At 46.6% G+C, this 26,234-nt stretch carries 26 protein-coding genes; 17 read left to right on the top strand and 9 right to left on the bottom strand.

What is annotated here, in order from left to right:
• A complete protein-coding gene (gene iolG / locus BN3349_RS07325) occupies positions 1-1,011 on the top strand; it encodes an inositol 2-dehydrogenase (protein ID WP_040976732.1) in 1,011 nt (336 codons plus the stop codon).
• Positions 1,012-1,107: 96 nt separating this feature from the next.
• Here the strand turns inward: iolG and BN3349_RS07320 are convergent, their stop codons facing one another.
• Positions 1,108-1,866 (bottom strand): DeoR/GlpR family DNA-binding transcription regulator, encoded by a 759-nt coding sequence (locus BN3349_RS07320; protein ID WP_040976688.1) that lies wholly within the window; start codon positions 1,864-1,866, stop codon positions 1,108-1,110.
• A gap of 190 nt (positions 1,867-2,056) precedes the next feature.
• On the opposite strand from BN3349_RS07320, the gene ltnD reads away from it, so the two are divergent.
• From ltnD to BN3349_RS07275, 9 genes are all read left to right on the top strand, one after another.
• The gene (ltnD, locus tag BN3349_RS07315) at positions 2,057-2,962 is read left to right on the top strand and encodes an L-threonate dehydrogenase (RefSeq protein WP_040976687.1); all 906 of its coding nucleotides are present in this window, start codon (positions 2,057-2,059) and stop codon (positions 2,960-2,962) included.
• Between the two features lies 1 nt (position 2,963).
• On the top strand, positions 2,964-4,205 hold the full coding sequence (otnK, locus tag BN3349_RS07310) for a 3-oxo-tetronate kinase (RefSeq protein WP_040976686.1): 1,242 nt from the start codon (positions 2,964-2,966) through the stop codon (positions 4,203-4,205).
• The gene (gene otnC / locus BN3349_RS07305; RefSeq protein WP_040976685.1) at positions 4,202-4,834 is read left to right on the top strand and encodes a 3-oxo-tetronate 4-phosphate decarboxylase; all 633 of its coding nucleotides are present in this window, start codon (positions 4,202-4,204) and stop codon (positions 4,832-4,834) included. The genes otnK and otnC overlap by 4 nt, the downstream gene beginning before the upstream one ends.
• A gap of 2 nt (positions 4,835-4,836) precedes the next feature.
• Complete coding sequence (gene otnI / locus BN3349_RS07300) at positions 4,837-5,613, top strand: 2-oxo-tetronate isomerase (RefSeq protein ID WP_040976684.1); 777 nt, start codon at positions 4,837-4,839, stop codon at positions 5,611-5,613.
• Between the two features lie 68 nt (positions 5,614-5,681).
• Positions 5,682-6,629, top strand: a complete 948-nt coding sequence (denD, locus tag BN3349_RS07295) for a D-erythronate dehydrogenase (RefSeq protein ID WP_040976683.1) — start codon at positions 5,682-5,684, stop codon at positions 6,627-6,629.
• A gap of 11 nt (positions 6,630-6,640) precedes the next feature.
• Complete coding sequence (locus tag BN3349_RS07290) at positions 6,641-8,110, top strand: GntT/GntP/DsdX family permease (protein WP_040976682.1); 1,470 nt, start codon at positions 6,641-6,643, stop codon at positions 8,108-8,110.
• Between the two features lie 64 nt (positions 8,111-8,174).
• The gene (locus BN3349_RS07285; protein WP_040976681.1) at positions 8,175-9,530 is read left to right on the top strand and encodes an alpha/beta hydrolase-fold protein; all 1,356 of its coding nucleotides are present in this window, start codon (positions 8,175-8,177) and stop codon (positions 9,528-9,530) included.
• Between the two features lie 9 nt (positions 9,531-9,539).
• Complete coding sequence (locus tag BN3349_RS07280; RefSeq protein ID WP_040976680.1) at positions 9,540-10,217, top strand: cyclase family protein; 678 nt, start codon at positions 9,540-9,542, stop codon at positions 10,215-10,217.
• Positions 10,214-12,016: an alpha/beta hydrolase gene (locus BN3349_RS07275; RefSeq protein ID WP_048736222.1), complete on the top strand. Its 1,803-nt coding sequence runs from the start codon at positions 10,214-10,216 to the stop codon at positions 12,014-12,016. Before BN3349_RS07280 ends, BN3349_RS07275 begins: the two co-directional genes overlap by 4 nt.
• A gap of 175 nt (positions 12,017-12,191) precedes the next feature.
• Here BN3349_RS07275 and icd read toward each other — a convergent pair whose 3' ends face one another.
• Positions 12,192-13,448, bottom strand: a complete 1,257-nt coding sequence (gene icd / locus BN3349_RS07270; RefSeq protein ID WP_040976679.1) for an NADP-dependent isocitrate dehydrogenase — start codon at positions 13,446-13,448, stop codon at positions 12,192-12,194.
• Between the two features lie 80 nt (positions 13,449-13,528).
• Here icd and BN3349_RS07265 point away from each other — a divergent pair, with 80 nt between their 5' ends.
• Both BN3349_RS07265 and BN3349_RS07260 read left to right on the top strand, forming a co-directional pair.
• Positions 13,529-14,242, top strand: a complete 714-nt coding sequence (locus tag BN3349_RS07265) for a pseudouridine synthase (protein WP_040976678.1) — start codon at positions 13,529-13,531, stop codon at positions 14,240-14,242.
• A complete protein-coding gene (locus BN3349_RS07260; RefSeq protein WP_040976677.1) occupies positions 14,224-14,679 on the top strand; it encodes an NUDIX domain-containing protein in 456 nt (151 codons plus the stop codon). Before BN3349_RS07265 ends, BN3349_RS07260 begins: the two co-directional genes overlap by 19 nt.
• A gap of 258 nt (positions 14,680-14,937) precedes the next feature.
• On the opposite strand, the gene gpt is transcribed toward BN3349_RS07260, so the two are convergent.
• The gene (gpt, locus tag BN3349_RS07255) at positions 14,938-15,402 is read right to left on the bottom strand and encodes a xanthine phosphoribosyltransferase (RefSeq protein WP_032107804.1); all 465 of its coding nucleotides are present in this window, start codon (positions 15,400-15,402) and stop codon (positions 14,938-14,940) included.
• 127 nt (positions 15,403-15,529) lie between these two features.
• On the opposite strand from gpt, the gene BN3349_RS07250 reads away from it, so the two are divergent.
• Positions 15,530-16,990 carry an aminoacyl-histidine dipeptidase gene (locus BN3349_RS07250; RefSeq protein WP_040976676.1) on the top strand — a complete coding sequence of 487 codons (1,461 nt, stop codon included), beginning with the start codon at positions 15,530-15,532 and terminating at the stop codon, positions 16,988-16,990.
• Between the two features lie 14 nt (positions 16,991-17,004).
• Here the strand turns inward: BN3349_RS07250 and BN3349_RS07245 are convergent, their stop codons facing one another.
• The 5 genes from BN3349_RS07245 to BN3349_RS07225 all read right to left on the bottom strand — a co-directional run bounded on the left by BN3349_RS07245 (position 17,005) and on the right by BN3349_RS07225 (position 21,899).
• Entirely contained in the window at positions 17,005-17,442 is a 438-nt protein-coding gene (locus tag BN3349_RS07245) for a PACE efflux transporter (protein ID WP_218971812.1), read from the bottom strand.
• A 90-nt stretch (positions 17,443-17,532) separates the two neighbouring features.
• Positions 17,533-18,435, bottom strand: a complete 903-nt coding sequence (locus BN3349_RS07240) for an aldo/keto reductase (RefSeq protein WP_040976730.1) — start codon at positions 18,433-18,435, stop codon at positions 17,533-17,535.
• Positions 18,436-18,497: 62 nt separating this feature from the next.
• Positions 18,498-19,802 (bottom strand): sodium ion-translocating decarboxylase subunit beta, encoded by a 1,305-nt coding sequence (locus BN3349_RS07235; RefSeq protein ID WP_040976674.1) that lies wholly within the window; start codon positions 19,800-19,802, stop codon positions 18,498-18,500.
• Positions 19,803-19,812: 10 nt separating this feature from the next.
• The gene (oadA, locus tag BN3349_RS07230; protein ID WP_040976673.1) at positions 19,813-21,624 is read right to left on the bottom strand and encodes a sodium-extruding oxaloacetate decarboxylase subunit alpha; all 1,812 of its coding nucleotides are present in this window, start codon (positions 21,622-21,624) and stop codon (positions 19,813-19,815) included.
• A gap of 17 nt (positions 21,625-21,641) precedes the next feature.
• Positions 21,642-21,899: an oxaloacetate decarboxylase subunit gamma gene (locus BN3349_RS07225; RefSeq protein WP_040976672.1), complete on the bottom strand. Its 258-nt coding sequence runs from the start codon at positions 21,897-21,899 to the stop codon at positions 21,642-21,644.
• A 14-nt stretch (positions 21,900-21,913) separates the two neighbouring features.
• Between BN3349_RS07225 and BN3349_RS12150 the strand changes: the two genes are divergently transcribed.
• Positions 21,914-22,081 carry a hypothetical protein gene (locus BN3349_RS12150; protein WP_218971810.1) on the top strand — a complete coding sequence of 56 codons (168 nt, stop codon included), beginning with the start codon at positions 21,914-21,916 and terminating at the stop codon, positions 22,079-22,081.
• On the opposite strand, the gene BN3349_RS07220 is transcribed toward BN3349_RS12150, so the two are convergent.
• Positions 22,065-22,682 (bottom strand): MarC family protein, encoded by a 618-nt coding sequence (locus BN3349_RS07220; protein WP_032107798.1) that lies wholly within the window; start codon positions 22,680-22,682, stop codon positions 22,065-22,067. The two genes, BN3349_RS12150 and BN3349_RS07220, sit on opposite strands and share 17 nt — an antisense overlap.
• A gap of 79 nt (positions 22,683-22,761) precedes the next feature.
• Between BN3349_RS07220 and BN3349_RS07215 the strand changes: the two genes are divergently transcribed.
• The 3 genes from BN3349_RS07215 to lysA all read left to right on the top strand — a co-directional run bounded on the left by BN3349_RS07215 (position 22,762) and on the right by lysA (position 26,173).
• Complete coding sequence (locus tag BN3349_RS07215; RefSeq protein ID WP_040976671.1) at positions 22,762-24,678, top strand: ABC transporter ATP-binding protein; 1,917 nt, start codon at positions 22,762-22,764, stop codon at positions 24,676-24,678.
• Between the two features lie 111 nt (positions 24,679-24,789).
• Positions 24,790-24,909, top strand: coding sequence for an LPS translocon maturation chaperone LptM (gene lptM, locus BN3349_RS07210; RefSeq protein WP_082024891.1), 120 nt, complete (start codon positions 24,790-24,792; stop codon positions 24,907-24,909).
• 13 nt (positions 24,910-24,922) lie between these two features.
• On the top strand, positions 24,923-26,173 hold the full coding sequence (lysA, locus tag BN3349_RS07205) for a diaminopimelate decarboxylase (protein WP_040976670.1): 1,251 nt from the start codon (positions 24,923-24,925) through the stop codon (positions 26,171-26,173).
• Positions 26,174-26,234: the final 61 nt, after the last annotated feature.

Below are 26,234 nucleotides of genomic sequence, written 5' to 3'. Positions count from 1 at the left end.
ATGATTAAAGTAGGTATTATTGGTGCTGGCCGTATTGGTCGCGTACATTCAGAAAGTATTACGAAATACGTAAAAGGGGCGGAAATTAAAGCAATTTCGGATGTTCGAGTAACGGAAGAATTGCACAACTGGGCAAAAGAAATGGGCATCGCTCATGTCTATGCGGATTACAGACAAATTCTACAAGATCCGGAAATTGATGCTGTATTGGTTTGTTCTTCCACTAATACTCATGCCTCCATTTCCATTGAAGCAGCTCGAGCAGGCAAACATATTTTCTGTGAAAAACCGATTGATGCGGATATTTCCCGCATTCGAGAGGTATTGGCAGAAGTCGAGAAAGCCGGGGTAAAATTTCAGGTAGGTTTTAACCGTCGGTTTGATCATAACTTTAAAGCTATCAAACAACACATCATTGCCGGCAATATCGGAGAGCCGCATATTATTCGCGTTACTTCTCGGGATCCGGATGCGCCGCCGATTGAATATGTCAAAGTCTCCGGCGGTATGTTTTTTGATATGACGATTCATGATTTTGATATGATACGTTACTTATCCGGCAGTGAGGTCACAGAAGTTTATGCTGCCGGCGGTGTGCTAGTGAATCCGGATATTGGTAAAGCCGGTGATATTGATACAGCGGTGATTACCTTAAAACTGGCTAACGGTGCGATCGGCGTGATCGATAACAGTCGCAAAGCCGTATATGGCTATGATCAGCGCGCGGAAGTATTCGGTTCTAAAGGTGCAGTACAGACCGGCAACGACGCGGACTCCACCGCAGTTTATTCCTGTGAGGCGGGTGTTATTGCTGAAAAACCGAAATATTTCTTTTTACAACGCTACATGCAGTCCTTTGCCGACGAAATGATGTGTTTTGTCGATTCGGTGGTTCACGATAAACCGACGTTAGTTAACGGTAACGACGGTTTACAGCCGGTGCTAATTGCGATTGCCGCAAAAAAATCACTGGACGAGGGGCGTCCGGTAAAACTGAGTGAAATCAACTAACGGCTACCGGTTTAGCCTGACACCTCCAACCTAAAGGCGAATACCAACAACAGCGGTATTCGTCTTTTGTCGTTAAATAGCCTGTCTGATTACCCTCTACACCAAAATCAACTCAACGTTCATTTCATGGATGGCGTCTTGTATATGTGTTAAGAGATCTTTATCGCAAATGATGCAGTCGAAGATATTTAACGGGCAGATGTGGAAGGTTGCGCGTTTGCCGTATTTGGAAGAGTCCGAAACCAATACATTTTTTTGGCTGGATTGGATTATCGCGCGTTTGACTGGTAATTTGCTTTCGTCTGGGGTCGTTAGACCCTTCAGGTTCCAAGAAGAGGTGGAAACAAAGGCAATATCAATGGAAATTTGGCGCAGCAGCTGGGCTGCTAGCTCTCCTACTGAGGAGTAGTTCGCTTTGTTTATCGTACCGCCGGTGTGCAGCAGTTCGCATTTTCCGTTCATCATCAGGAAATTTGCGATCATAAAATCATTAGTGACCACCAACAGATCATCGCGATCCAAAATACGGTGTGCAATTTCAAGGGTGGTGGTTCCCGCATCCAGATATATCGTGGTATTTTGTGGGATCATCTGGGCTGCCTGCATACCGATATTTTCTTTCTGTAAGGTGGACAGCAAGGACTTATCCTGATGCGTCGGCTCCATAAATAAATGTTCCAGCAGCTTTACTCCGCCGGACACCGATACTACTTTTCCTTCCTGTTCCAGTTTTTGTATGTCGCGGCGCACTGTCATATGGGAGACACCGAGGATGTCAACCAAACTGGCGATGCTGATAATATTATTCTGACTGATTAAATTGAGTAATTGCTTTTGTCGTTCTGCGGGGATCATGGGCGATATCCGAATAGCTTTTTTCCTGATTATAACCATTTCTGATAAAAAATCATTGTTTTTTATTTCACAAAAATTAACATTGAAAGTTAAATTTTGTGATCTGCATCGCGGTTTTTACAGTAAAAAAGTGCCACAATCATTGTCGACATAGTATTTCACATTATTTTATTTTCAGGAGAAACATATTATGGCTAATCAATATTCAGTTGCGGTCATTGGTCTTGGCGCCATGGGTATGGGGGCGGCAAAATCCTGTATTAATGCGGGGTTAACCACTTACGGGGTTGATCTTAACCCGGTTGCATTGGAATCCTTAAAAGCCTTTGGGGCAAAAGATGTCAGTAAAAGTGCGGTCGATTTTGCGCAAGAATTGGACGCTGTCATGCTACTGGTAGTGAATGCACAACAAGTCAACGCGGTATTGTTCGGCGCAAACGGGTTGGCAAAACAATTACGCGCCGGCACCGCCGTTATGGTTTCCTCAACGATCTCTGCGCAAGATGCTGAAGGGATTTCACAAAAATTAACAGAATTAGGCTTGATGATGCTGGATGCCCCGGTTTCCGGTGGCGCGGCGAAAGCGGCGGCAGGTGAGATGACCGTAATGGCTTCCGGGTCGGCGCAGGCGTTTGCCAAATTACAGCCGGTTTTAGATGCGGTGGCGGGCAAAGTTTACCGCATCGGGGAAAAAATCGGTCTGGGTGCTACGGTAAAAATCATTCATCAATTGCTTGCTGGCGTACATATTGCCGCCGCTGCGGAAGCCATGGCATTGGCAGCAAAAGCGGGGATTCCGCTGAATTTAATGTATGACGTGGTGACCAACGCGGCGGGTAATTCGTGGATGTTTGAAAACCGCATGAAACATGTGGTGGACGGCGACTATAGCCCGCTTTCCATGGTGGATATTTTTGTTAAAGACTTAGGTCTGGTAAACGATACCGCCAAATCTCTTCATTTCCCGCTGCATTTAGCCAACACCGCCTATTCTATGTTCACTGAAGCCAGTAATGCGGGTTACGGTAAGGAAGATGACAGTGCCGTGATTAAAATTTTCAGCGGCATCGAACTGCCGAAAAAAGGAGGACATTAAGATGTTGGGCGTTATTGCAGACGATTTCACCGGCGCAAGTGATATTGCCAGCTTTTTGGTCGAAAACGGCTTAAGTGCGGTGCAAATGAACGGTGTTCCGCGCGAACCGCTAGCAGAGCAGGTGGATGCTATTGTCATTAGTTTGAAATCCCGCTCCAATCCAGCGGATGAAGCCGTCGCACAGTCGTTACAGGCGCTGCGCTGGTTGCAGCAAAACGGTTGCGATCAGTTCTATTTTAAATATTGCTCCACCTTTGACAGCACTGCGAAAGGTAATATCGGACCGGTCACCGATGCGTTGTTGGATGCGTTGCACGCCGATTTTACCGTGGTAACACCGGCGTTGCCGATTAATGGACGCACAATTTTTAATGGCTATTTGTTCGTCGGCGATGTGTTATTAAACGAGTCCGGTATGCGTAATCACCCGCTCACTCCAATGACAGACGCCAGTCTATTGCGCCTTATGGATGTGCAATCACGCGGCAAAACCGGTCTGGTCGCTTATGCTGATGTAATCTTGGGCGCACAACGGGTGAAAGAACGCTTTGCCGAGCTAAAAGCGCAAGGCTGTCGCTATGCGGTGGTGGATGCCGTAGATAATGCCCAACTGGCAGTGCTGGCGGAAGCGGTTGCCGATTTCAAATTAGTGACCGGCGGCTCAGGGTTGGGCGCCTATATGGCGGCGCGGTTGAGCGGCGGACAAAAAGGCAGCGATGCGTTCACGCTGACACAAGGTAAAACGGTGATATTGTCCGGTTCCTGCTCGGTGATGACCAACTGTCAAGTTAATGCGTACAAAGCCAAAGCGCCAAGTCGCTGGCTGGAGGCGGAACAGGCATTAAACAATCCGCATTATGCCGATGAACTGTATCAATGGGTCTTGCAGAATGCGGCACAACCGCTGGCACCAATGGTTTATGCCACCGTTTCGTCGGAACAATTGAAAGAGATTCAGGCAAAATTCGGCGCGAAAAAGGCAAGCGCCGCCATTGAAAAAATTTTTGCCAAATTGGCCGCACTTTTAAAAGCGGCGGGCTTTACCAATTTCATTATCGCCGGCGGCGAGACTTCCAGCATTGTGGTACAGCAACTGGGCTTTTGCGGTTTTTATATCGGCAAGCAAATCGCACCGGGCGTGCCTTGGCTTAAAGCGGTGGAAGAACCGGTTTATCTCGCCTTGAAATCAGGCAATTTCGGCAAAGAGGATTTTTTTGAATTCGCACAAGGAATGTTTGTATGACGGAATCAAGACAAAAACAACAAATGGTATGTCTTGCCAAATCCCTGTTTGAACGCGGTTACAGCGTGGGTGGCGCGGGCAATTTATCCGTACGCTTGGATGAAAACCGGATTTTAGTGACGCCGACGGGTTCTTCGTTAGGTCGTTTGGAAGCGGAGCGTCTTTCTGTGCTGGATATGCAGGGCAATCTGCTGTCCGGTGACAAACCATCCAAAGAATCGGTGTTTCATCTGGCAATGTACCAAAAAAATCCGGATTGCCGGGCGATTGTACACCTGCATTCTACTTATCTGACCGCACTTTCCTGCCTTGAAGGCATTGATATGCAAAACGCAATGAAAGCTTTTACACCTTACTATGTTATGCGAGTCGGAAAGTTGCAGGTTATTCCCTATTATCGCCCGGGCGATCGCAACATTGCGCGTGAATTAAGCGAACGTGCGCTCAGCGGCAAGGCTTTCCTGCTTGCCAATCACGGCGTTGTGGTTACCGGTTCCGACTTATTGGATGCGGTGGATAATACGGAAGAACTGGAAGAAACCGCCAAGCTGTATTTTATCCTACAGGGGCACAACATCCGCTATCTCACCGATAGCGAAGTCAACGATCTTGCACACAGAGGAAAATAACTATGCCTAAATTTGCAGCCAATCTCACTATGATGTTTAACGAAGTCCCGTTTTTAGACCGTTTTGAAGCGGCGGCGAAGGCCGGTTTTAAGTATGTGGAATTTCTCTGGCCTTATGATTATCCGCCAGCGGAATTAAACGCCAAACTGGATCAATATGGGCTAAAACTGGTTCTGTTCAATACCCCGGCAGGCAATGTGGCGCAAGGCGAATGGGGGGTATCCGCCATTCCGGGACGGGAGCGGGAAAGTCATCAGCATATTGATATTGCGCTGGAATACGCGCTTGCGCTTGGCTGCCCGAATGTGCATGTTATGGCCGCGGTCGTTCCGGAAGACGCAGATCGCACCACCTACCGACAAACCTTTATCCAAAACGTACGCGATGCGGCGGATAAGTTCAAACCGCATGGCATTAACGTATTACTTGAAGCGTTAAGCCCAGCGGTAAAACCGCATTATCTGCTGAAAAGCCAACAGGATGCGCTGGAAATCGTAGAAGCGGTGCAACGTGATAATGTGTTTGTGCAGCTGGATTATTTTCATGCACAAAATGTGGACGGCAACCTATCACGCTTAACGGACAAACTGAACGGCAAATTCGCCCATGTTCAGATTGCCTCCGTACCGGAACGCCATGAACCAGACGAAGGCGAAATCAACTATCAATATATTTTCGACAAACTCGATCAACTCGGCTACGACGGCTATGTCGGCTGTGAATATAAACCGCGCGCACAAACCGTTGCAGGTCTGGATTGGTTTGAGAAATATAAATAAAACTGACCGCACTTTTATAAGTTAAGCACACGATTAACGAACAAAAACCTTATATAAAGGAGAATCCAATGAAGATTATCATCACAGGTGGACAAGGGTTTCTCGGACAACGCTTGGCAAAGACCTTATTAGCACAAACCGCGGTTACAATTGATGAATTGACTTTAATTGATGTTATTAGACCTGCCGCACCTAACAATGACCTTAGAGTGCGCTGTATTGAAATGGATTTACGCAATCCAAACGGACTTGCTGAAATTATCACAAAAGATACAAGTGCAATTTTTCACTTAGCTGCGATTGTCAGTAGCCACGCTGAGCAAGATCCTGATTTAGGCTATGAAATTAATTTTTTGGCGACAAGAAATTTATTGGAAATCTGCCGTGAAAAGAATCCCACCATTCGTTTTATCTTCTCTAGTTCTCTTGCCGTTTTTGGCGGTAAATTGCCGGATGTCATTAATGATGATACTGCGGTTACACCCCAATCTACTTATGGTACGCAAAAAGCGATGTGTGAGCTGTTAATCAATGACTACACCAGAAAAGGTTTTGTAGATGGTATAGCTGTTCGTTTGCCCACCATTTGCATCAGACCGGGTAAGCCGAACAAAGCAGCTTCATCATTTGTCAGCGGTATCATTCGCGAACCGCTACATGCTGAAAATGCAATTTGTCCTGTCTCGGAAGATCTGACGTTATGGCTGTCTAGCCCGAATACTGTCATAAATAATTTTATTCACGCTTTACAGTTGCCACCATTACCGTTACGTAGCTGGCATGTAATCAACTTACCCGGTTTCAGTGTTAGCGTGAAACAAATGTTAGCCGATCTGGCTCAGGTAAAAGGAGAACAAATTCTAGAATATATCAAATTTGAATTCGATGAAAATATAAACGATATAGTCGCAAGTTGGCCAGCTGAAATTAACAATACTAATGCTCTAACATTAGGATTTAAAGCTGATAAAAATTTCAAAGATGTTATTCAACAATTCATTCAAGATGATATGTAGAGGTGAATACTATGTTTGGATTACCTGTTCCTATAATCGGTTTGTTAATTGCTGTCTTTGTTCTCGTTTATCTTGTGCTTAAAACTCGAGTTCATGCCTTTATCGCTATGTTAATTGCGTCTGCAATAGCTGGTTTGATCGGTGGAATGTCAGTTAATGACACCTTAGCGGCAATCACGAAAGGATTCGGCGGTACTTTAGGTGGCATCGGTGTTGTAATAGGTCTCGGTGTGATGATGGGAAGTATTCTTGAAGTATCGGGCGCGGCTGAAAAAATGGCATATAGCTTTATAAAGATGCTTGGCAGAAAAAAAGAAGAATGGGCACTGGCAATCACGGGTTATATTGTTAGCATTCCTATTTTTGTTGATTCTGCTTTTGTTATTTTATATCCGGTCGCTAAGGCATTAGCAAAAAATGGCAAACGATCTTTATTAACCCTTGGCGTAGCGTTAGCTGGTGGATTGGTAGTTACACATCATACCGTACCGCCAACACCGGGTCCACTTGGTGTCGCCGGACTGTTTAATGTAGATATCGGCGCCATGTTACTGGCCGGTATGGCAATGGCAGTATTACCTGTAATAGGAATCGTATTTTATGCGAAGTGGTTAGATAAGAAATATCCGGAATTTAATCAAGAAGCCTTTACGCAGGACGAAATTAAACAAAAATACGATGATTATGTGCAAAGTCGTGAAAAAAAAGATTTGCCTAGTTTAAGTCTTTCATTGTTGCCGATTGTATTACCGATTGTGCTTATCTTCATTAAAGCAATTTTAGATTTAGTCGCAAAAAGTAATAGTGGGTTATCAGAAAGCCTTATTTACCAAGCTGCTGCATTCTTAGGACATCCGATCATTGCTTTAGCAATCAGTGTATTAATTTCTGTCTATGCTTTGTTACCGGGAGCAGATAAAAATACCACAGCACTCTATCTTGAAGAAGGTGTTAAAACGGCAGGTATCATCTTATTAGTAACCGGTGCAGGTGGTGCGTTAGGTGCAGTATTACGCGAGAGTGGGGCTGGCGCGCAACTTGCCGAACAAGTAGCTAATCTGCCGATTTCACCAATCTTAATTCCATTTATAGTATCAACCTTAGTCCGTTTCATTCAAGGTTCAGGTACGGTTGCGATGATTACTGCGGCATCTATTTCAGCTCCGATACTTGCTCAGATTCCGGGAGTAAATATGTTATTGGCCGCTTTAGCTGCAACTATGGGATCATTATTCTTCGGCTATTTCAATGACAGCTTATTCTGGGTTGTCAATCGAATGATGGGCATCAGCGATGTAAGAAAACAAATGATAGTCTGGTCTGTGCCTACGACAATAGCCTGGGCCATTGGCGGTATGACAGTTATTTTAGCCAACTTGATCTGGGGGAATGATGGTTCAGTATTTGATTTGCTACTTCCGTTGGGAATATTGGTCGCAATTTTGGTATATGTAACTATACAAAATAAAAGCATTAAATAGATATTAACATTGTAGGCTGTGCGAATCGTATGGCCTATTTTTCTGTAATGAAAGAGGACTAAAAATGAAAAAATATTTATTTATATTATGTGTTTTTTTACTCCCTTTTAGTCATATAGCTGGTGCAGGAGACCAACCACAGTCACCAAAATCACTTCCTAATGTTACTCTATTAGCCGAAATTACCGCTAAAGGACAAAAAATTAATGCTGTTGCTCTAGAATATGAAGATAATATTTTTTCAGGCAGTGATCTGACTTTACTCTATCAAGTAGAAACGCAGCTGGATCAGCAAACGCCGGAAAAACGTACCATCCAACGGGCCTATGTGAATGATAGCCCGCAGCTCAGTCATCAATCAAAGCCCGGAAAATTCGTCATCATTGAATTGGATATTCGAGACAAAAATGCTGCGCTTTACAGCCTACGTAAAGAAAATACCCAACCGATGATTTTTCGTAGCAAGAAGAATGGCAAAGTGACAACGGTTGAAAAAATTCAAGCCAATTCCGTTCCAGACTATTATAATGCGCGTCTGATTTACCACATCAGTCAGCAGGGTAATCTTAAACTGACTAACGGCAAAACCTTGAGCCGCATGGATATTAAACAAAGTGCGGTGCAAAATCAGATAAAAACTGCATATCTGGATCAGTTTGAATCTGATCAAATCAGCTTGCATACTCCAGCCAACCACTTGTACTACCGCTTATATCGCCCACATTCTGTCAACGGAAAAAAATACCCGTTAACGATTTTCTTACATGGCTCAGGTCAGGTGGGGAAAGACAATCTTGCTCACTTGCTTTCTAGCAAAGGTGCAATTTCTACATTACAGTACGAAGATGGCTTTGTATTGGCACCACAATACGACAGCGTGTTTGATCCTTTCGATGATGTGAATAAAGGGCAGCGTGGTGGTATTCACTGGCAAACGGAAAATCGTCAGCAGTTGTTATTGCGATTAATTGATAGCACCTTAGCGCAATATCCGACAATCGATCCAGCCCGGATTTATCTGGTCGGCCTATCACGCGGTGCGGAAGGTGCGTTAAATCTCTTATTAAAACGACCGCACTTTTTTGCCGCGGCGCTGCTTATGAGTGGACGGGAGGCTTATTCTATAGAATGGATAGATGGCAATGCGACGAAAGAGAATTTGGCACCTTTAGCAAATACACCGATTTGGTTTTTTCACAGTAAGGAGGATTCGGTTTCTCCGGTAAAAGGTTCACGTATTAATTACGATATTTTGCATAGCCAATTGAATGCGCCATTTGTGCGTTATACAGAGTTCAGTACTGAAAAGGTCGGTGATAACGGCATTATTAATGACAATCCACATAATACTTGGGATGCGGTATTTAACAGCCCGGAAGCTATTTACTGGCTGTTACGGCAAAAACGTCATATAAATTAAGGAGTTAATATGGGTTATCAATATTTATCTTATCCTCTTGATATTAATGATCCCGGCTTTCCCGGGGAGCCGACGCTTAGTCTAGAAACCTGTACCAGCATTGCACGTGGTGATATTTATAACAGTAGTAAAATTCATTTATTCAACCATTTCGGTACACATTTTGACGCTCCTTGGCATTTTAATCCGAATGGATTAACTATTACCGAATTACCATTGGATCAATTTATTTACAATCATCCTTTATTACTGGACATTGCCAAATGTCAGGGTGAAATAATTGAACTGTCTGATTTACAACCGCACTTAATGCAAATTTTGCAGGCGGATTTACTTCTTATCCGTACTGGTCTGGAAAAAGTGCGGTCGGAAAATCCACAGGAATATGCGGCTAACGGATGTGCAGTTAGTATTCAGGCGGCACAATATCTGATTGATTATGCACCAAATCTCAAAGCTGTCGGTTTTGATTTTATTTCTCTCGCCTCACCAGCACATCCGGAGCACGGTGTAAAGGCACATCAGATTATGTTGGGCACGTTCAGCGCCAACTTTATCTGCATTATTGAAGATATGCAACTTGCCGGACTAAGTAGTACCGGATTAAAACGTATTTTTGCTCTGCCATTGCGTATTAATGGAATTGATAGCGCTCAGGTTACGGTCCTTGCGGAGATTGAATCATGAAAACACGTAATATCAATGGGTTATATTCAATTATTTTTCTTATTCTTTGTCTAGCTAGCGCCTATTTGGCCGCTTTGTTTGAACAGGATTTCGGGCGTATTGAGGTTACTACTGTGAGTTTTATGACGGCAGAACAGCAACCCATGATCGCTAAATTATATCGCCCCATCAGTGCTACTGCTGACAACCCAAAACCGGCATTATTGGCGTTACACGGTTATCAGAGCGACAAAGAGGCTACTAGTACCTTCGGTGCACTGGAACTGGCTAAACGCGGTTTTGTAGTACTGGCTATTGATCATTTTGGACATGGCTATTCTACCAAATTGCCAGCTGCCAATAGCAATATGAGTGGTGCCAATAATGGTTACCAATATTTAAAGGAATTACCATTTGTCGATCGAACTCGCCTTGGCATTTTCGGTCATTCTACCGGCGCATTAAACGCAATTCGGGTTGCTAAATTGAATCCGGATCACAAAGCGGTTAACGGACAAAGCAGTAACGGCGGTGAACCGAAATTACATAACTATCTGTTAACGCAGGGATTATTTGAAGAAATTGGTGGTTATCGGGAAAAATCTTTCCCCGTGAAAGCACTGATTAGAAATAAAGCCCGTCTTAATGCTTTTTCTTTACCGGAAAACAACATTTTACAATGGGATCACACTTATGGCACTTTTACCGACGGCACTGCTCGCCGCGCCGCCTTAGTAAAGGGGACGCACCTAGGGGTGATGATCGCATCGCAAACTAATAAAGAAGCTATTTTATGGTTCAATCAGGCTCTACAAAATGGCGAACAGGATGATGACTGGATTGATCCGGATGATCAAACTTATTGGTACAAAGAATTTGCTGGGCTTTTCGCACTATTCAGTGCCATACTATCTGCGCTTTTTCTTGCTAATGGATTACTTAAACAGCCTTACTTTTTAAGAATGACTCAGGCGGTACCAGCAGAAACGGCAATATCCAACAAACAATGGCAATTATTTGCAATAGTCAATATTATACTGACAATATTTTTATATCCTATGTTTACACAATGGGGTGGAGCGAATGAACCTATTGCAGCGAAACTGAGTTTTATGCCGTTGGAAATGGGTAATGGCATCATTACTTGGTTAGTTGTAAGTGCGGTAATAAATTTCATATTTTTTGTATTATGGAAACGCTCCACATCTATTTCATTAGCTAGATTCGGTGTTATAAGTAATATTTCTGAATTGACTACCAGTAAACTTATTTTACGTGCATTATGCTTGAGTACCATTTTGGTGGGCTATTTATATGTTCTGGCAACACTTATACATCATGTATGGGGTGTAGAACTTCGCTTTTTATGGCCTTTGCTGAAGCCTCTCACGATTGAACGTTTCGAATTATTTTTTATTTACTGGTTACCTATTTTTATTTTTTTCTTTTCATTTAACGGATTACTTGTATCTGTACAAATGAAGCAGAAATTAAGCGGCTCCTTTACAAGAACATTAATCATCTGGTCGATAAAAACTGTTTTATTTGCCGTCGGTGGGTTGGTTATCTTGTGGTTATTCCACTTTATTCCTGATTTTATGCAGATAGGACCGGGATTTGATCTTATCGGATTACCACAATTTGGTGGACGCTGGATGATGATGCTTGCCGTTATTATTCCACAATTTATTGTATTGACTATATTGAATCATTGGTGTTATTTAAAAACCGGCTATATCTGGTTTGGGGTATTTTTTACTTCTATGCTAATGACTTGGATTATGGTCGGTGGACAGGTAATTGGACGATTTCTCGCTTGATTGTAATATAAAACGGCGTTGTGCCCATAAATTTGGATAGTTTAAATATTGAGCCTCGTATTGTGCAGGGCTCAAATTTTTTTAAGTAACCTGTTGATTTAATAGCTCTCTTTCAGGGGAACAGAGCAAAGTGCGGTTAAAATTACCGCACTTTAGGTTAGAAAATAAATATCTGCTACATATTCCCCACAATATCCCGGGCGAATTCGGAGGTGGTGCGTAATTTGGCACCGTTGAGCATTTCTGCGAAGTCAAAGGTGACGGTTTTATCGGCGATGGTTTTTGATACGGCTTTTACCACCAAATCCGCAGCTTCCTGCCAGCCTAAATGGCGCAGCATCATTTCGCCGCTGAGAATCAATGAACCTGGGTTGCCTTTGTTCTGACCGGCTATTTTCGGCGCGGTGCCATGTGTTGCTTCAAAGATAGCCGCTTGCGCGCCGATGTTGGCGCCCGGAGAAATACCGATACCGCCGACCTGTGCGGCTAAGGCGTCGGAAATGTAGTCGCCGTTTAAATTCAAGGTGGCGATGACATCATATTCCGTCGGATGCAGCAGCACTTCTTGTAAAAATGCGTCGGCAATGCTGTCTTTAATGATGATTTGTCGGCCGGATTTCGGGTTGGTTAATTGCATCCAAGGACCGCCGTCGATAAGTTGGGCGCCGAACTCTTGCGCGACTTCATACCCCCATTCTTTAAACGCGCCTTCGGTAAATTTCATGATATTGCCTTTATGCACCAGCGTGAGAGAACGGCGGTCGTTGTCAATCACATATTGCAGTGCGGCGCGCACCAGACGTTGCGTACCTTGCTTGGACACTGGTTTAATGCCGATGCCGCAATCTTGCGTAAAGCGGATTTTGGTCACGCCCATTTCTTGTTGCAGGAATGTAATCACCTTGTCCGCTTCCGGCGAGCCGGCTTTCCATTCCACACCGGCATAAATATCTTCGGAGTTTTCACGGAATATCACCATATTCACCAATTCTGGGTGTTTTACTGGGCTTGGTGTTCCCTCGTAGTAACGAATCGGACGTAAGCAGTTATATAAATCCAATCCTTGCCGCATCGCGACATTCAGAGAGCGGATACCGCCGCCGACCGGAGTCATCAGCGGACCTTTAATCGCTACATGATAATCGCGAATAAACGCCAGCGTTTCCTCCGGCAACCAAGTATTTGCGCCGTAGAGCTGATTGGCTTTACCACCGGCATAGATTTCCATCCAAGCGATTTTACGCCGACCGTCATAGGCTTTCTGCACGGCGGCATCGATCACTGTGCGCATTGCCGGCGTCACATCAACACCGATACCGTCGCCCTCGATAAACGGAATAATCGGATTATCGGGAACAAGCAAGGCGCCGTTATCGTCTAAGCGGATTTTTTCGCCCGCGGGAATAATCACTTTTGATTGTGTTGTTTGCATAGCTGCTTTCTTCCTCATTTTGCCGTATGTGAGTATAATTACTGGTCTTAATTCCGAATACACGGTAATCACTAACATATATGAAGCCTAAAATTGTTTCAAGCGGCAATAAATCAAAATCGGTCAATTCACGCAAAAAAAGTGCGGTGCAAACTTTAAGCAAAAAACCGACCGCACCGAATTTTGTCCGAACCGACGTCGTTTTATTTAATAAACCCTTTGATGTACTGACGCAGTTTACCGATGCGCAAGGGCGGCGCAGTCTGAAAGATTTTATTCCGATTGCCGGTGTTTATCCCGCCGGGCGGCTGGATCGCGACAGTGAAGGGCTGGTGTTGTTAACCAATAACGGACGCCTTCAGCACCGATTGGCGGATCCGCAATATAAAACGGAGAAAACCTATTGGGTGCAGGTGGAAGGCATTCCGCCAGAACAGGCGCTTGCCAGCCTGCGCCGGGGAGTGATGTTGAAAGATGGGATGACCTTACCGGCTAAAGTGCGGTTGATTTCTGAGCCGAAAAATTTGTGGATGCGTCATCCGCCGATTCGGGAACGCAAGCATATTCCGACCAGCTGGCTAGAGATTAAAATCTGTGAGGGCAGAAACCGTCAGGTGCGCAGAATGACCGCGCATATCGGCTTTCCGACGCTGCGTTTGATCCGTTGCGGGCTGTCACAGTTTACGCTGCACGATTTGCCGAGCGGAAGCTACCGTCGATTAACGCGCACAGAACTTATTCAACTCTATGATGCATTAAAATTAAGGAAGTCAATATGCACAAACCGAACGTAACCATGGCCTGTGTTGTACATTGCCGGGGTAAATTTCTTTTTGTGGAGGAATTTGAATACGGCAACATGACGCTTAACCAACCGGCCGGGCATTTGGAAGAAGGCGAAACCATTCTGGCCGGGGCGAAACGCGAATTATTCGAAGAAACTGGTATTCAGGCCGATATGCAGAAGCTAATCAGAATCTATCAATGGCATGCCCCGCGCAGCAACACCGATTATTTACGTTTTGTGTTTGCCGTTGAATTGAAAGAACAGGCGGCGATCAATCCTTCCGATCCGGATATTTGCGGCGGGCGCTGGTTGAGCGTTGAGCAATTCGAACATTATATCCGCCAGCCGGGACAGGCGGAACGCAATCCGTTAGTCACCCAAGCGATTCATGATTATCTCAGCGGCATGCAATTTCCGTTAGACATATTAGCCCATTTCAACTGAGACGCGGTATGGCATGAAGATACATCGGTTGTTTTAAATGGATATGGAGAAAACAGTCCGTTTGGGGTTATACGAAAAAGCGCGATGCTAGGGGTACCGAGGCAATGGTTTTAATAACAGAACAACTATTGATTATTCAGATGAAAATTAATCGGTGCGGTTTTAATCGGTGGTACGATAAAAAACTGCACCTTAAATCGGTTAGTCCGATTTAAGGTGCGGCTTATGCTCATTGGTCTGTTGGGAAACCGCGTAGAATTATTTGCGTGCTAACGGCGGAACGAAGCAAATGCCCATATCCCAAGGCTGTTCAATCCATGTATTCTGCGGGATATCCACCACATAGTCGTCCACCAGCGCTGCGCCGGCTGGTTTGGCAAAAACCGTCACGAAACGTGCGTTCGGATATAGTTCGCGAATGGCGCGAGCCGTATTGCCGGTATCAACTAAGTCGTCCACCACAATAAAACCTTCGCCGCCGTTTTCGACTTCGGCAGCATGCAATACGTTCAATTCGCCCTGTTTATTGTGATCGTAACTTGAAATGCAGACGGTTTCCACATGCCGAATATTAAGTTCGCGGGCAATAACCGCAGCCGGAAACAGCCCGCCGCGACTGACGGCGATAACACCTTTCCACTGTGCCGCCGGTAGCAAACGTTCTGATAATTTGCGCGCGTGCATTTGGAACATATCCCAAGTCACAACATATTTTTCGCTCATAATTCACCTTGACTTATCGTGTAGGGCAACATCTTACCCAAGAAATAAAATTGCGTTAGGATAACCCGAAAAGCGTTTTTATGCTATTATTTTGAATAAATTTTTTCGATTTGGAGGAAAATCAGATATGTCAGAAATTCAACAATTACAACCTCAATCGCTATGGCAATGGTTCGATCGAATTTGCGCCGTTCCGCATCCTTCTTATCATGAAGAGCAATTAGCCACAATGATTCTGGACTGGGCGAAACGCAAAGGTTTGTTTGCCGAACGGGATGATGTCGGCAATGTGTTAATTCGCAAACCGGCAAGCGCGGGAATGGAAAAGCGTAAACCGGTGGCGCTACAGGCGCATTTGGATATGGTGCCGCAGGCAAATGAAGGCACCCAGCATGATTTTACCGTCGATCCGATCAAACCTTATATCGACGGCGATTGGGTAACCGCGCAAGGTACGACATTAGGCGCGGATAACGGCATTGGCATGGCGTCGGCATTAGCGGTGCTGGACAGCGATGATATAGCCCATCCACCGCTGGAAGTGCTGCTGACCATGACCGAAGAACGGGGCATGGAAGGCGCGCTCGGATTACGCGCAAACTGGCTACAGTCCGACATTTTAATTAATACCGATACCGAAGAAAACGGCGAAATTTATATCGGCTGTGCTGGCGGTGAAAATGCCAATCTGGAATTGCCGATAGAATGGGAAACCGACCGCTACGCTCAACATTATCAAATCGCGTTAAAAGGGCTACGTGGCGGGCATTCCGGCTGCGATATTCATACCGGGCGGGCAAATGCGATTAAACTGTTGGCTCGCTTTTTGGCACAATTTAGCCAAAACCAACCGCACTTTGCCTTTACTCTCGCTGGCATTCGCGGCGGTTCCATTCGCAATGCCATTCCGCGCGAGGCTTTTGCCACCTTGGCATTTAACGGCGATGCGGAAATACTGAAAAGTGCGGTGGAAAATTTCGCCGTTTTAATAAAAAGCGAGCTGGCACTGGCGGAACCGAATCTGACTTTCACACTCGCGCCGACGGAGAACCCGCAACAAGTGTTTTCGCCGGCGTTTTCGCAGCGCGTGATTAATCTGCTCAACCTGTTGCCGAACGGCGTGATTCGCAACAGCGATGTGATTGCCGGCGTAGTGGAAACCTCGCTTAGTGCCGGTGTATTGGCAGCGGATGCGGAAAAGGTGAAGGTGACGATTTTGACGCGTTCGCTGATTGAAAGCGGGAAAACCTATGTGGCGGCATTGTTGCGTTCGCTGGCGGCATTGAGCGGGGCGACAGTCGTTTTTTCTGGTGATTATCCGGGTTGGGAACCGCAAAGCCAGAGTGAAATTTTGAATCTGACCCGCCGCCATTATGCCGAGATTTTGGGGCATGAACCTGAAGTTAAGGTGATTCATGCCGGCTTAGAGTGCGGGCTATTAAAGAAAATTTATCCGCATATGGATATGGTGTCTATCGGTCCGACCATTAAAAACGCCCATTCGCCGGATGAAAAGGTGCATATTCCGGCGGTGCAAACCTATTGGCGCCTGCTCACCGATGTGCTTGCCAATATTGCCACAAAATAATTGAAACGGGAGCGTTAACGCTCCCGTTTTTGAGCACATTTATTGATTATCGCCACTCTGATATTGTCATAGCACCAGTTGAACAGGAAGGTGTAAACCACAATCAGCAAGGTTAATCCGATATCCATGGTGAAAGCAGCGAGCCAGTCTATTTTCAACACATAAGCCACCATAGGAATGGTAACAATCAGCAATCCGCCCTCAAACAGCAAAGTATGTACAACACGAATCAGCATGCCGCGTTTTTCCCGTGCGCCGGTAACGAATAAATCAAATACCCAGTTGAATATGACATTCCACACCACGGCGATCAGCGAAATCAGCACCACCACTAGGGTTAAGCCGGCGGTTTGGTGAGCGGTGACCAGTTTGAGTGCCAGAATAGACAACAAAATCGCCAGACATTCAAATAAAACGGCATGAAATAAACGTTCTTTTGCAGTCATTGCAATTAATTCCAATAAAGTGCGGTGAAATTTTTAATTGTTTTTGTCCGTTATGCCGCCATAATGCGGCATTTTATCCTGACGGCGGGAGGTGTTTTAGGGAATATCATGCCCTTGTGACGCCACATATACTTTGATCCATTCTTCTTGGCTGAACGGAATAGCCAGTGCATCCACCGCGTTTTTAATCCGTTCGATTTTTCCGGAGCCGATAATCGGCATGATTTTCGCTGGATGCGCCAACAGCCAAGCATAGGTTAAGGTGTCTAAACGCATTTCGCCTTTTGTTTCGCCGATTTCCTGCAAGGCGTTGGTTACGCGCTGACTTACCGCATCGTTATGCATGAATAATTTACCGCCAGCAAGCGGTGACCACGCCATCGGTTTAATGCGTTTTTCCAGTAAAAAATCCAGCATACCATTATCGAAAGGCGCCAGTTGTAGCGGCGATATTTCAATTTGATTGGTGATTAAGGGCTGACGGACATAAGATTGCAGCATGGAGAATTTGGCAGCGGTGTAATTGGACACACCGAAATGGCGCACTTTGCCCGCCTGATGTAGTGCCTCGAAAGCGCGCGCGATCTGTTCCGGATCGGCACAAGGCGATAAACGGTGAATCAGCAAAACATCAAGATATTCGCATTGCAGCTTTGCAATGGAACGTTCCGCCGACCAAATAATATGCCGGTAGCTGTTATCATAATAATGACTGCGAATATCCGGTAGTTCGCTATTCGGATATAAAATACCGCACTTGGTCACTAACGTCAGTTTGTGGCGCAGGCTTTTATCCAAGGCTAATGCGCGACCGAATTCAGCTTCAGTTTTAAAGCCGTCATAGCAAGCGGCGTGATCGAGGGTATCGATCCCCAGTTCCAGCCCTTGTTTTAGTAAGGTCAACAGTTGCTGCGGCGTTTTCTGCCAGTGTTTAAGCCGCCAGTATCCTTGAATCATACGGCTGAAAGATAAATCATGCTGAAGTTGAATATGCTGCATACCTTCTCCCATAAAAATACCCTGTTATGAAGTTTTCATAACAAGGTATCCGTTTTTATCGATTACATGATTACTGAAACGTATTTCAGCATTACCCCGGCTGCAATCGCAGAACCGATGACGCCTGCCACATTCGGTCCCATGGCGTGCATCAGCAAGAAGTTCTGATGATCGGCTTCCAGCCCGACTTTATTGGCAACTCGCGCCGCCATCGGTACGGCCGACACACCTGCGGCGCCAATTAGCGGGTTGATTTTGTTTTTGCTGAAGCGGTTCATTAATTTTGCCATTAATACGCCACCGGCGGTACCGATACCAAAGGCGATCACGCCGAGTACGAGAATACCCAAGGTCTGCGGCTGCAAAAATTTGTCCGCCACCAGTTTTGCACCGACGGATAAACCGAGGAAGATGGTCACGATATTAATCAGCGCGTTTTGTGCGGTATCATTTAACCGCTCAACCACGCCGCTGACGCGCATTAGATTGCCGAAACAAAACATCCCCAACAGTGGCGCCGCATCCGGCAACAACAGTGCAACCAGCACAAGCAATACGATCGGGAACAGAATTTTTTCATGTTTACCCACATTGCGTAATTGAACCATGCGGATTTTGCGCTCCTGCTGCGTAGTGAGGGCTTTCATAATCGGCGGCTGGATCAACGGCACCAGTGCCATGTAGGAATACGCCGCAACCGCAATAGCGCCAAGCAGTTCGGGCGCTAGTTTACTTGCCAGATAGATGGCGGTCGGACCGTCGGCACCGCCGATAATGCCGATTGCCGCCGCTTGCGGTAAGGTAAAGTCGATAACACCCAGCCAATTTAGCCCCAGCGCACCTAATACGGTGGCAAAAATACCGAACTGTGCCGCTGCGCCGAGCAACAGCGTACGCGGATTGGCAAGCAGCGGACCGAAATCAGTCATTGCGCCGACGCCCATAAAGATCACCAACGGCGCGACGCCATAGCCGATTGCCACTTTATAAAATAGTGCCAAAACGCCCGCACTGTAGCCCATATCGCCCGCCATTACTTCCAGTTCGTTGACCACTGACGGCAGTGCGCTGTTAAGTGCGGTCTTAATTGCGGCGGGATCGGCCGCCGCATTGAGTTTGGCGGCGATGATTGCAAGCTGTTCCGCGGTGCCGCTGTGCAGCAGGTTATCCAACGCGGTCATCGCCATACCGGCTTCGGGAATATTGGACAATAATCCACCGAACCCGATGGGCAGTAGCAGCAACGGTTCGAATTTACGTGCGATAGCAAGCCATAGCAACAATAGACTGACGACAATCATGATCGCTTGTCCCCACTCCATGTGCATAATGCCCATACCGCGTATTAATGCTAAAATACTTTCCATGAGTTACCGCCTATGCCAAGGTCATCAGGGTATCGCCTACCGCAACGGCATCACCGGCTTTTACTGTAATGCCGCGCACTGTACCGGCTTGTGAGGCGCGGATTTCGGTTTCCATTTTCATCGCTTCCAGAATCAACAGCACATCCCCTTCAGCCACTTGCTGCCCTTCGGCGGCAACCACTTTCCAGATATTGCCTGCCATCGGCGCAGTCACCGCTGTACCATTGCCGGACGGCGCGGCTGCTGCGGTTGGGGTCGGCGCTGCTTGTGTTGGCGCTACCGGTGCAACATGGCTGATGTCGCCGCCTTCGCTGACTTTTACCACAAACGCTTTGCCTTCCAACTCAACGGTATATACGGCCGAACCGCTTGCCGGCGCGGCTTTGGCGGCAGGTGCGGTCGTTTTTTCCGCTGTTTTTTCTGCGCTCGGCGCCGGTTCGAATGCTGCTGGATTGCCACGATTTTGCAGGAATTTCAGACCGACTTGCGGGAACAGCGCCACGATCAACACATCGTCCACTTTGTTTTCCGCCAGTTTAATGCCTTTTTCCTGCGCCAATTGTTCCACTTCCGCGGTCAGTTTATCCATTTCCGGGGTGAGATGATCGGCCGGACGATCAGTAATCGGCTGCGCGCCGTCTAGCACTTTCGCCTGTAATTCGGCATTAACCGGTGCCGGCGTGCGTCCGTATTCGCCTTTTAGAATACCAGCGGTTTCCTTGGCGATGGTTTTATAGCGTTCACCCATTAATACGTTGATGACCGATTGCGTCCCGACGATTTGTGAGGTCGGCGTTACCAACGGAATATAGCCCAGATCCTGACGTACGCGAGGAATTTCCTGTAAGACCAGATCCAGTTTATCGGATGCGTTTTGTTGTTTTAACTGGCTTTCCAGATTGGTCAGCATACCGCCCGGCACCTGCGCCACTAAAATACGGCTGTCAACGCCTTTTAACTGCCCTTCGAATTTATGGTATTTTTTGCGCACATCGCGGAAATAAGCGGCGATTTTTTCAAGCTGCGCAATATCCAGGCCGCTGTCATATTGAGTATCTTTTAAGGTCGCTACAAGCGCTTCGGTTGCCGGATGACCGTATGTTCCGCTCATGGAGGAAATGGCTGTATCAATTCCGTCAATACCGGCTTCCACGGCTTTCAGCAATGCCATTTCCGCCATGCCAGTGGTAGCGTGGCAATGTAAATGCAACTGCACGTCAAAACGTTTTTTAATTTCGCTGACCAGCTTATAGGCTTCCACTGGCGTTAGAATGCCGGACATATCTTTAATCACTAAAGAATCAATACCGATTTCAAGCAATTGCTCGGTGGTATCCAGCCAAGTTTGCAGAGTATGTACTGGGCTTGTGGTATAACTTAACGTACCTTGCGCATGGGCGCCGTTTTTGCGCACAGCGTTGAGCGCCTGTTGCATGTTGCGCGGGTCGTTCATCGCATCAAATACACGGAATACGCTCATGCCGTTGGTGACGGCGCGCTCCACAAAGCGATCGACCACATCATCGGCATAATGACGGTAGCCCAACAGATTCTGACCGCGTAGCAGCATTTGTAGCGGCGTGTTGGGAATCGCTTTTTTCAGTTCACGCAGACGAACCCACGGGTCTTCGCCCAAAAACCGAATGCAGGCGTCAAAAGTGGCGCCGCCCCAAGCTTCTAATGACCAATAACCTACTTTATCCAGTTCCGCGGCAATCGGTAACATGTCATCCAGACGTAAACGTGTTGCGAAAAGTGATTGGTGCGCATCGCGTAAAACAACGTCGGTAATTGCAATTTTTTTTGTTTGTGCAGTAGTCATTATTTTCTCCAACTAAATTATTTAAGCCCTTGTTGACGGCGGTGGTGTGCAACGGCAGCAACAATAACCGGACGTAAACGTTCTAAATCACTGATTGCTGCACTTTGAATCGGGGTGGCTGGCGAGGAAGCCGGGACGGGTTCGGGAAAGAATCGGTTAACCAGTTTTGACATCAGCCCGATTGCGAGAATTAAAATCCACAAAAAGACCAACACAAACCCCATTCCCGAAATCATAAGGTTTACACCTTCCTGCATTAGTTCTGCATTTGTCATTGTTATACCTCTTGATGAAAAACAACGTTGCTATCATACCTTCTTTAACCAAGAAAGTATTTGAACCCGATCACATTGTTAACGCGTTAGGGGTATCGCTTGACGCCGGATTTCACAGTGCGGTCGAAAAATTGATCGAATTTGCACCGCACTTTTACGCTGCGATTAACCCACCACAGTAAAGAAATCGCGAATCCCGACCAGCATATTATTAATGGCCACCGCGGCGAGAATAAGCCCCATCACTCGGCTGATGATTGCCGCGCCGGTGTTACCAATTAAGCGCTGAATATTATTAGCGGCCAAAAACAGCAGATAAGTAATAAACAGTATTGCTAGCATAATAAAAGTGGTCAGAACTTGATCAAAGAAACTGAAACGATGGTTATCTGTTAACAGTACGATTGCCATCATGGCGCCGGGCGAGGCGATTGACGGCACCGCCAGCGGATAAACGGCAATTTCGCTGATGCTGGAGGAGATTTTCATTTCTTGTTCCGGTTTGCCTTCGCCGAAAATCATGGTAAGCGCGAACAGCAGCAGTACCAGACCGCCTGCGATCTGAAAGGCGGTGAGCGGAATCTGCATCGCTTCCAACAATGCCTGACCGATAATCAGAAAAAACATCAGAATGCCAGCGGAAATAACAATCGCTTTTAATGCGATTTTGCGTCGATCTTCAAGGGATAAGCCGACCGTTTTGGTTAAATAAACCGGAATGGAACCGATAGGATCAATCACCGCCCATAACACCACAAATTGAACAATAAGAGAATCAAACATTTGCAACCCCGGTAAAAAAGTGGAAAATAACAAAAAAAATTTAACAATGAATATCTTATAACAAATTCTCAGCAAAATAATGATTTTTTTTACAAATCTTACCTTAAAACGCGGCCAGTCAGTGTTGCTGGAAAATGCCGATGCGACGGTTAATCCCGGGCAAAAAGTCGGCTTGGTGGGCAAAAACGGTTGCGGTAAATCGTCTCTGTTCGCCTTATTAAAACACCAAATGAGCGCCGAAGGCGGTTCGGTGAGTTATCCTTCCGACTGGCGCGTGGCTTGGGTCAATCAGGAAACGCCCGCTTTAGACATTTCTGCGCTGGATTATGTAATTGAAGGTGACCGCGAATATTGCCGCTTACAGCGCCAATTGCGTGACGCCAATGCGTGTAATGACGGCAATGCTATCGCGACGATTCACGCTCAGCTTGAGATTATCGACGCGTGGACGATTCATGCCCGCGCCGGCGCATTGCTGCACGGTCTGGGGTTTGAACAGCAAGCGCTGCAACAACCGGTCAAATCCTTTTCCGGTGGCTGGCGCATGCGGTTGAATCTGGCACAGGCATTATTGTGTCGGTCCGATTTATTGTTGCTGGACGAACCTACCAACCATTTGGATTTAGACGCCGTTATCTGGCTGGAACGCTGGCTGGTGCAATATCAGGGAACCTTAATTTTGATTTCCCACGATCGCGATTTTCTTGATCCGATCGTCAATAAAATCCTGCATATAGAAAATTATCGGCTGAACGAATATAGCGGCGATTATTCGTCCTTTGAACTTCAGCGCGCGGAAAAACTAGCGCAACAGACCGCACTTTTCCGTCAACAGCAGCAGAAAATCCATCATTTACAGCAATATATCGACCGCTTCAAAGCGAAAGCGACCAAAGCCAAACAAGCACAAAGCCGCGTGAAAGCGCTGGAACGAATGGAGCGCATTGCGCCGGCTTATGTGGATAACCCTTTTCGATTCCACTTTCGTGAACCGCTGTCCTTGCCGAATCCGCTGGTTACGATGGAAAACGCCGCGGCCGGTTACGGTGCAGGAGAAAATGCGCATACCGTGTTACGGCAAATCAAACTCAATCTGGTACCGGGCTCGCGCATTGGTTTGTTAGGTAAAAACGGCGCCGGAAAATCTACCCTGATTAAATTATTGGCGGGCGAATTGACCGCACTTTCCGGGCATGTGCAGCTGGCTAAGGGCGTACAGCTCGGCTATTTCGCCCAGCATCAGCTGGACACTCTGCGCGCGGAAGAAAGCGCCTTGTGGCATTTGCAGCAAATCGCGCCGCAGCAGACGGAACAACAGCTGCGCGATTATCTGGGCAGTTTTGCCTTTCACGGTGAGAAAGTCAATCAGGCGGTGGTCTCTTTTTCCGGCGGTGAGAAAGCCCGTCTGGTGCTGGCGCTGATTGTTTGGCAGCGACCGAATTTATTATTGCTGGATGAACCGACTAACCATTTGGATCTGGACATGCGTCAGGCGTTAACCGAAGCGCTGGTGGATTATCAGGGCTCGCTGGTGGTAGTGTCTCATGACCGGCACTTGCTGCGTAACACGGTAGAAGAATTTTATCTGGTGCACGACAAGCAAGTGGAAGAATTTAAAGGTGATCTGACTGATTACCAGCAATGGCTGAATGACAGCAACGCCGTCTCATCAAGCACCAAGGTGCCCCCCCATTCTGAGAGCTCAAGCGTAAACCGTAAAGAACAAAAACGTCGGCAAGCGGAGTTGCGCCAGAAAAGCGCACCGTTACGCAAAAAATTGCAGCAGTTCGAGGAAAAGGTCGAACAGCTTTCAGCGCGCTTAGCCGACATTGAAATGCAGCTGGCGGACGGCGCATTATATCAGGCGGAAAATAAAGAAAAACTGACCGCACTTTTGACTGAACAGGCGAGCTGTAAAAAATCGCTGGAGGAGGCGGAAAGTCAGTGGTTTGCGTTGCAGGACGAGCTGGAACGCATGTTAACCCCGGCAGATTAAGCGGGCGGCGTGTTAGGGCGGCTATTGCGGATAAAATGCAAAAAAGAAATAGAAATTTTTGCAGATCCCGCTATTATTCATCAGGAATAACTTATTAACAGGAAGAATGATATGAAAAAACTGATTTCGATTTGCCTTTTGGGCTCGCTTGTTTTTTTAACGACCGGTTGCGGCGTGAAAGGACCGCTTTATTTCCCGGAAAAAGCACAAGCGCAGACACAGAAACAATAACGGTAGGTAAGGTATGGATTTTTTTCAATATCAACACGGTCAGCTAATGGCGGAGCAGTTGCCGGTGCAGCAAATCGTCGAACAATTTGGCACGCCGGCGTATATTTATTCGCGTGCCACATTGGAGCGCCATTGGCATGCCTTTGATGATGCGCTGGGCGAACATCCTCATTTAATCTGTTTTGCGGTGAAATCAAATCCTAATATCGCAGTTTTAAATATTATGGCGCGCCTCGGGTCGGGTTTTGATATTGTTTCTCAAGGCGAGTTGGAACGCGTGCTAGCGGCGGGCGGTGAACCCGGCAAAGTGGTATTTTCCGGCGTCGCGAAATCAGAGGCGGAAATTCGCCGCGCCCTACAAGTAGGCATTCGCTGCTTTAATGTGGAAAGTCGCGCAGAATTGCAGCGCATCAACGATATTGCCGGACAGCTCGGTAAAATCGCGCCGATTTCGTTACGTGTTAATCCGGACGTGGATGCTCATACCCATCCTTATATTTCCACCGGATTGAAAGAAAATAAATTCGGCATCAGCGTACATGAAGCGCGCGAGGTGTATCGCATGGCGAGTCGCCTAGCGCATATTCACATCAGCGGCATGGATTGCCATATCGGCTCGCAGCTGACCGAATTACAACCGTTTCTTGATGCCACAGATCGCCTGATTGTGCTGATGAGCCAGTTAAAACAAGACGGCATCGTGTTGCAACATCTGGATTTGGGCGGCGGTTTGGGCGTCACCTACCGTGATGAAAACGCACCACATCCGACGGCATATGCCGGCGCGCTGCTGAATAAATTAAAAGATTATCCAAATCTTGAAATTATCCTCGAACCGGGACGTGCTATTACCGCCAATGCCGGCATTCTGGTGAGCAAAGTGGAATACCTGAAAAGCAATGAAGACCGCCATTTTGCCATTGTGGATACTGGCATGAATGACATGATCCGCCCGGCGCTGTATCAGGCTTATATGGACATCATTGAAGTTGACCGCACATTAGAGCGCGAACGCCGGGTTTACGACGTCGTCGGTCCGATTTGCGAAACCGCCGATTTTCTCGGCAAACAGCGCGAACTGGCAATCGCCCAAGGCGATCTGATTGCCCAACGCTCCGCCGGCGCATACGGCGCTAGCATGGCATCCACCTATAATTCCCGCCCGCGCGCCGTTGAAATCATGGTGGACGGCGAGCAAGCGCATTTAATCAAACGTCGCGAACGTTTTGCAGAATTATGGCAGCTAGAATCTCTGTTGCCGTAATTGTCGGCATCGATATTCACATAAAAAAGTCGGGTTTAAACCGACCTATTTTTTAATCCGA

It is taken from the genome of Necropsobacter massiliensis, from assembly GCF_000827595.2.
In the GTDB taxonomy this organism is placed as follows: domain Bacteria; phylum Pseudomonadota; class Gammaproteobacteria; order Enterobacterales; family Pasteurellaceae; genus Necropsobacter; species Necropsobacter massiliensis.
This window is presented reverse-complemented; position numbering and strand designations above follow the sequence as displayed.

Excerpts from the sequence above, each read along its gene's own strand:
- BN3349_RS07235 (WP_040976674.1), bottom strand. The coding sequence starts at position 19,802 with ATGGAAAGTATTTTAGCATTAATACGCGGTATGGGCATTATGCACATG.
- otnK (WP_040976686.1), top strand. The coding sequence starts at position 2,964 with ATGTTGGGCGTTATTGCAGACGATTTCACCGGCGCAAGTGATATTGCC.
- BN3349_RS07225 (WP_040976672.1), bottom strand. The coding sequence starts at position 21,899 with ATGACAAATGCAGAACTAATGCAGGAAGGTGTAAACCTTATGATTTCG.
- ltnD (WP_040976687.1), top strand. The coding sequence starts at position 2,057 with ATGGCTAATCAATATTCAGTTGCGGTCATTGGTCTTGGCGCCATGGGT.
- BN3349_RS07265 (WP_040976678.1), top strand. The coding sequence starts at position 13,529 with ATGAAGCCTAAAATTGTTTCAAGCGGCAATAAATCAAAATCGGTCAAT.
- denD (WP_040976683.1), top strand. The coding sequence starts at position 5,682 with ATGAAGATTATCATCACAGGTGGACAAGGGTTTCTCGGACAACGCTTG.
- BN3349_RS07215 (WP_040976671.1), top strand. The coding sequence starts at position 22,762 with ATGATTTTTTTTACAAATCTTACCTTAAAACGCGGCCAGTCAGTGTTG.
- icd (WP_040976679.1), bottom strand. The coding sequence starts at position 13,448 with ATGCAAACAACACAATCAAAAGTGATTATTCCCGCGGGCGAAAAAATC.
- BN3349_RS07220 (WP_032107798.1), bottom strand. The coding sequence starts at position 22,682 with ATGTTTGATTCTCTTATTGTTCAATTTGTGGTGTTATGGGCGGTGATT.
- BN3349_RS12150 (WP_218971810.1), top strand. The coding sequence starts at position 21,914 with ATGAAAAACAACGTTGCTATCATACCTTCTTTAACCAAGAAAGTATTT.
- BN3349_RS07240 (WP_040976730.1), bottom strand. The coding sequence starts at position 18,435 with ATGCAGCATATTCAACTTCAGCATGATTTATCTTTCAGCCGTATGATT.
- lysA (WP_040976670.1), top strand. The coding sequence starts at position 24,923 with ATGGATTTTTTTCAATATCAACACGGTCAGCTAATGGCGGAGCAGTTG.
- BN3349_RS07260 (WP_040976677.1), top strand. The coding sequence starts at position 14,224 with ATGCACAAACCGAACGTAACCATGGCCTGTGTTGTACATTGCCGGGGT.
- iolG (WP_040976732.1), top strand. The coding sequence starts at position 1 with ATGATTAAAGTAGGTATTATTGGTGCTGGCCGTATTGGTCGCGTACAT.
- otnC (WP_040976685.1), top strand. The coding sequence starts at position 4,202 with ATGACGGAATCAAGACAAAAACAACAAATGGTATGTCTTGCCAAATCC.
- otnI (WP_040976684.1), top strand. The coding sequence starts at position 4,837 with ATGCCTAAATTTGCAGCCAATCTCACTATGATGTTTAACGAAGTCCCG.
- BN3349_RS07275 (WP_048736222.1), top strand. The coding sequence starts at position 10,214 with ATGAAAACACGTAATATCAATGGGTTATATTCAATTATTTTTCTTATT.
- oadA (WP_040976673.1), bottom strand. The coding sequence starts at position 21,624 with ATGACTACTGCACAAACAAAAAAAATTGCAATTACCGACGTTGTTTTA.
- BN3349_RS07290 (WP_040976682.1), top strand. The coding sequence starts at position 6,641 with ATGTTTGGATTACCTGTTCCTATAATCGGTTTGTTAATTGCTGTCTTT.
- gpt (WP_032107804.1), bottom strand. The coding sequence starts at position 15,402 with ATGAGCGAAAAATATGTTGTGACTTGGGATATGTTCCAAATGCACGCG.
- lptM (WP_082024891.1), top strand. The coding sequence starts at position 24,790 with ATGAAAAAACTGATTTCGATTTGCCTTTTGGGCTCGCTTGTTTTTTTA.
- BN3349_RS07320 (WP_040976688.1), bottom strand. The coding sequence starts at position 1,866 with ATGATCCCCGCAGAACGACAAAAGCAATTACTCAATTTAATCAGTCAG.
- BN3349_RS07280 (WP_040976680.1), top strand. The coding sequence starts at position 9,540 with ATGGGTTATCAATATTTATCTTATCCTCTTGATATTAATGATCCCGGC.
- BN3349_RS07250 (WP_040976676.1), top strand. The coding sequence starts at position 15,530 with ATGTCAGAAATTCAACAATTACAACCTCAATCGCTATGGCAATGGTTC.
- BN3349_RS07285 (WP_040976681.1), top strand. The coding sequence starts at position 8,175 with ATGAAAAAATATTTATTTATATTATGTGTTTTTTTACTCCCTTTTAGT.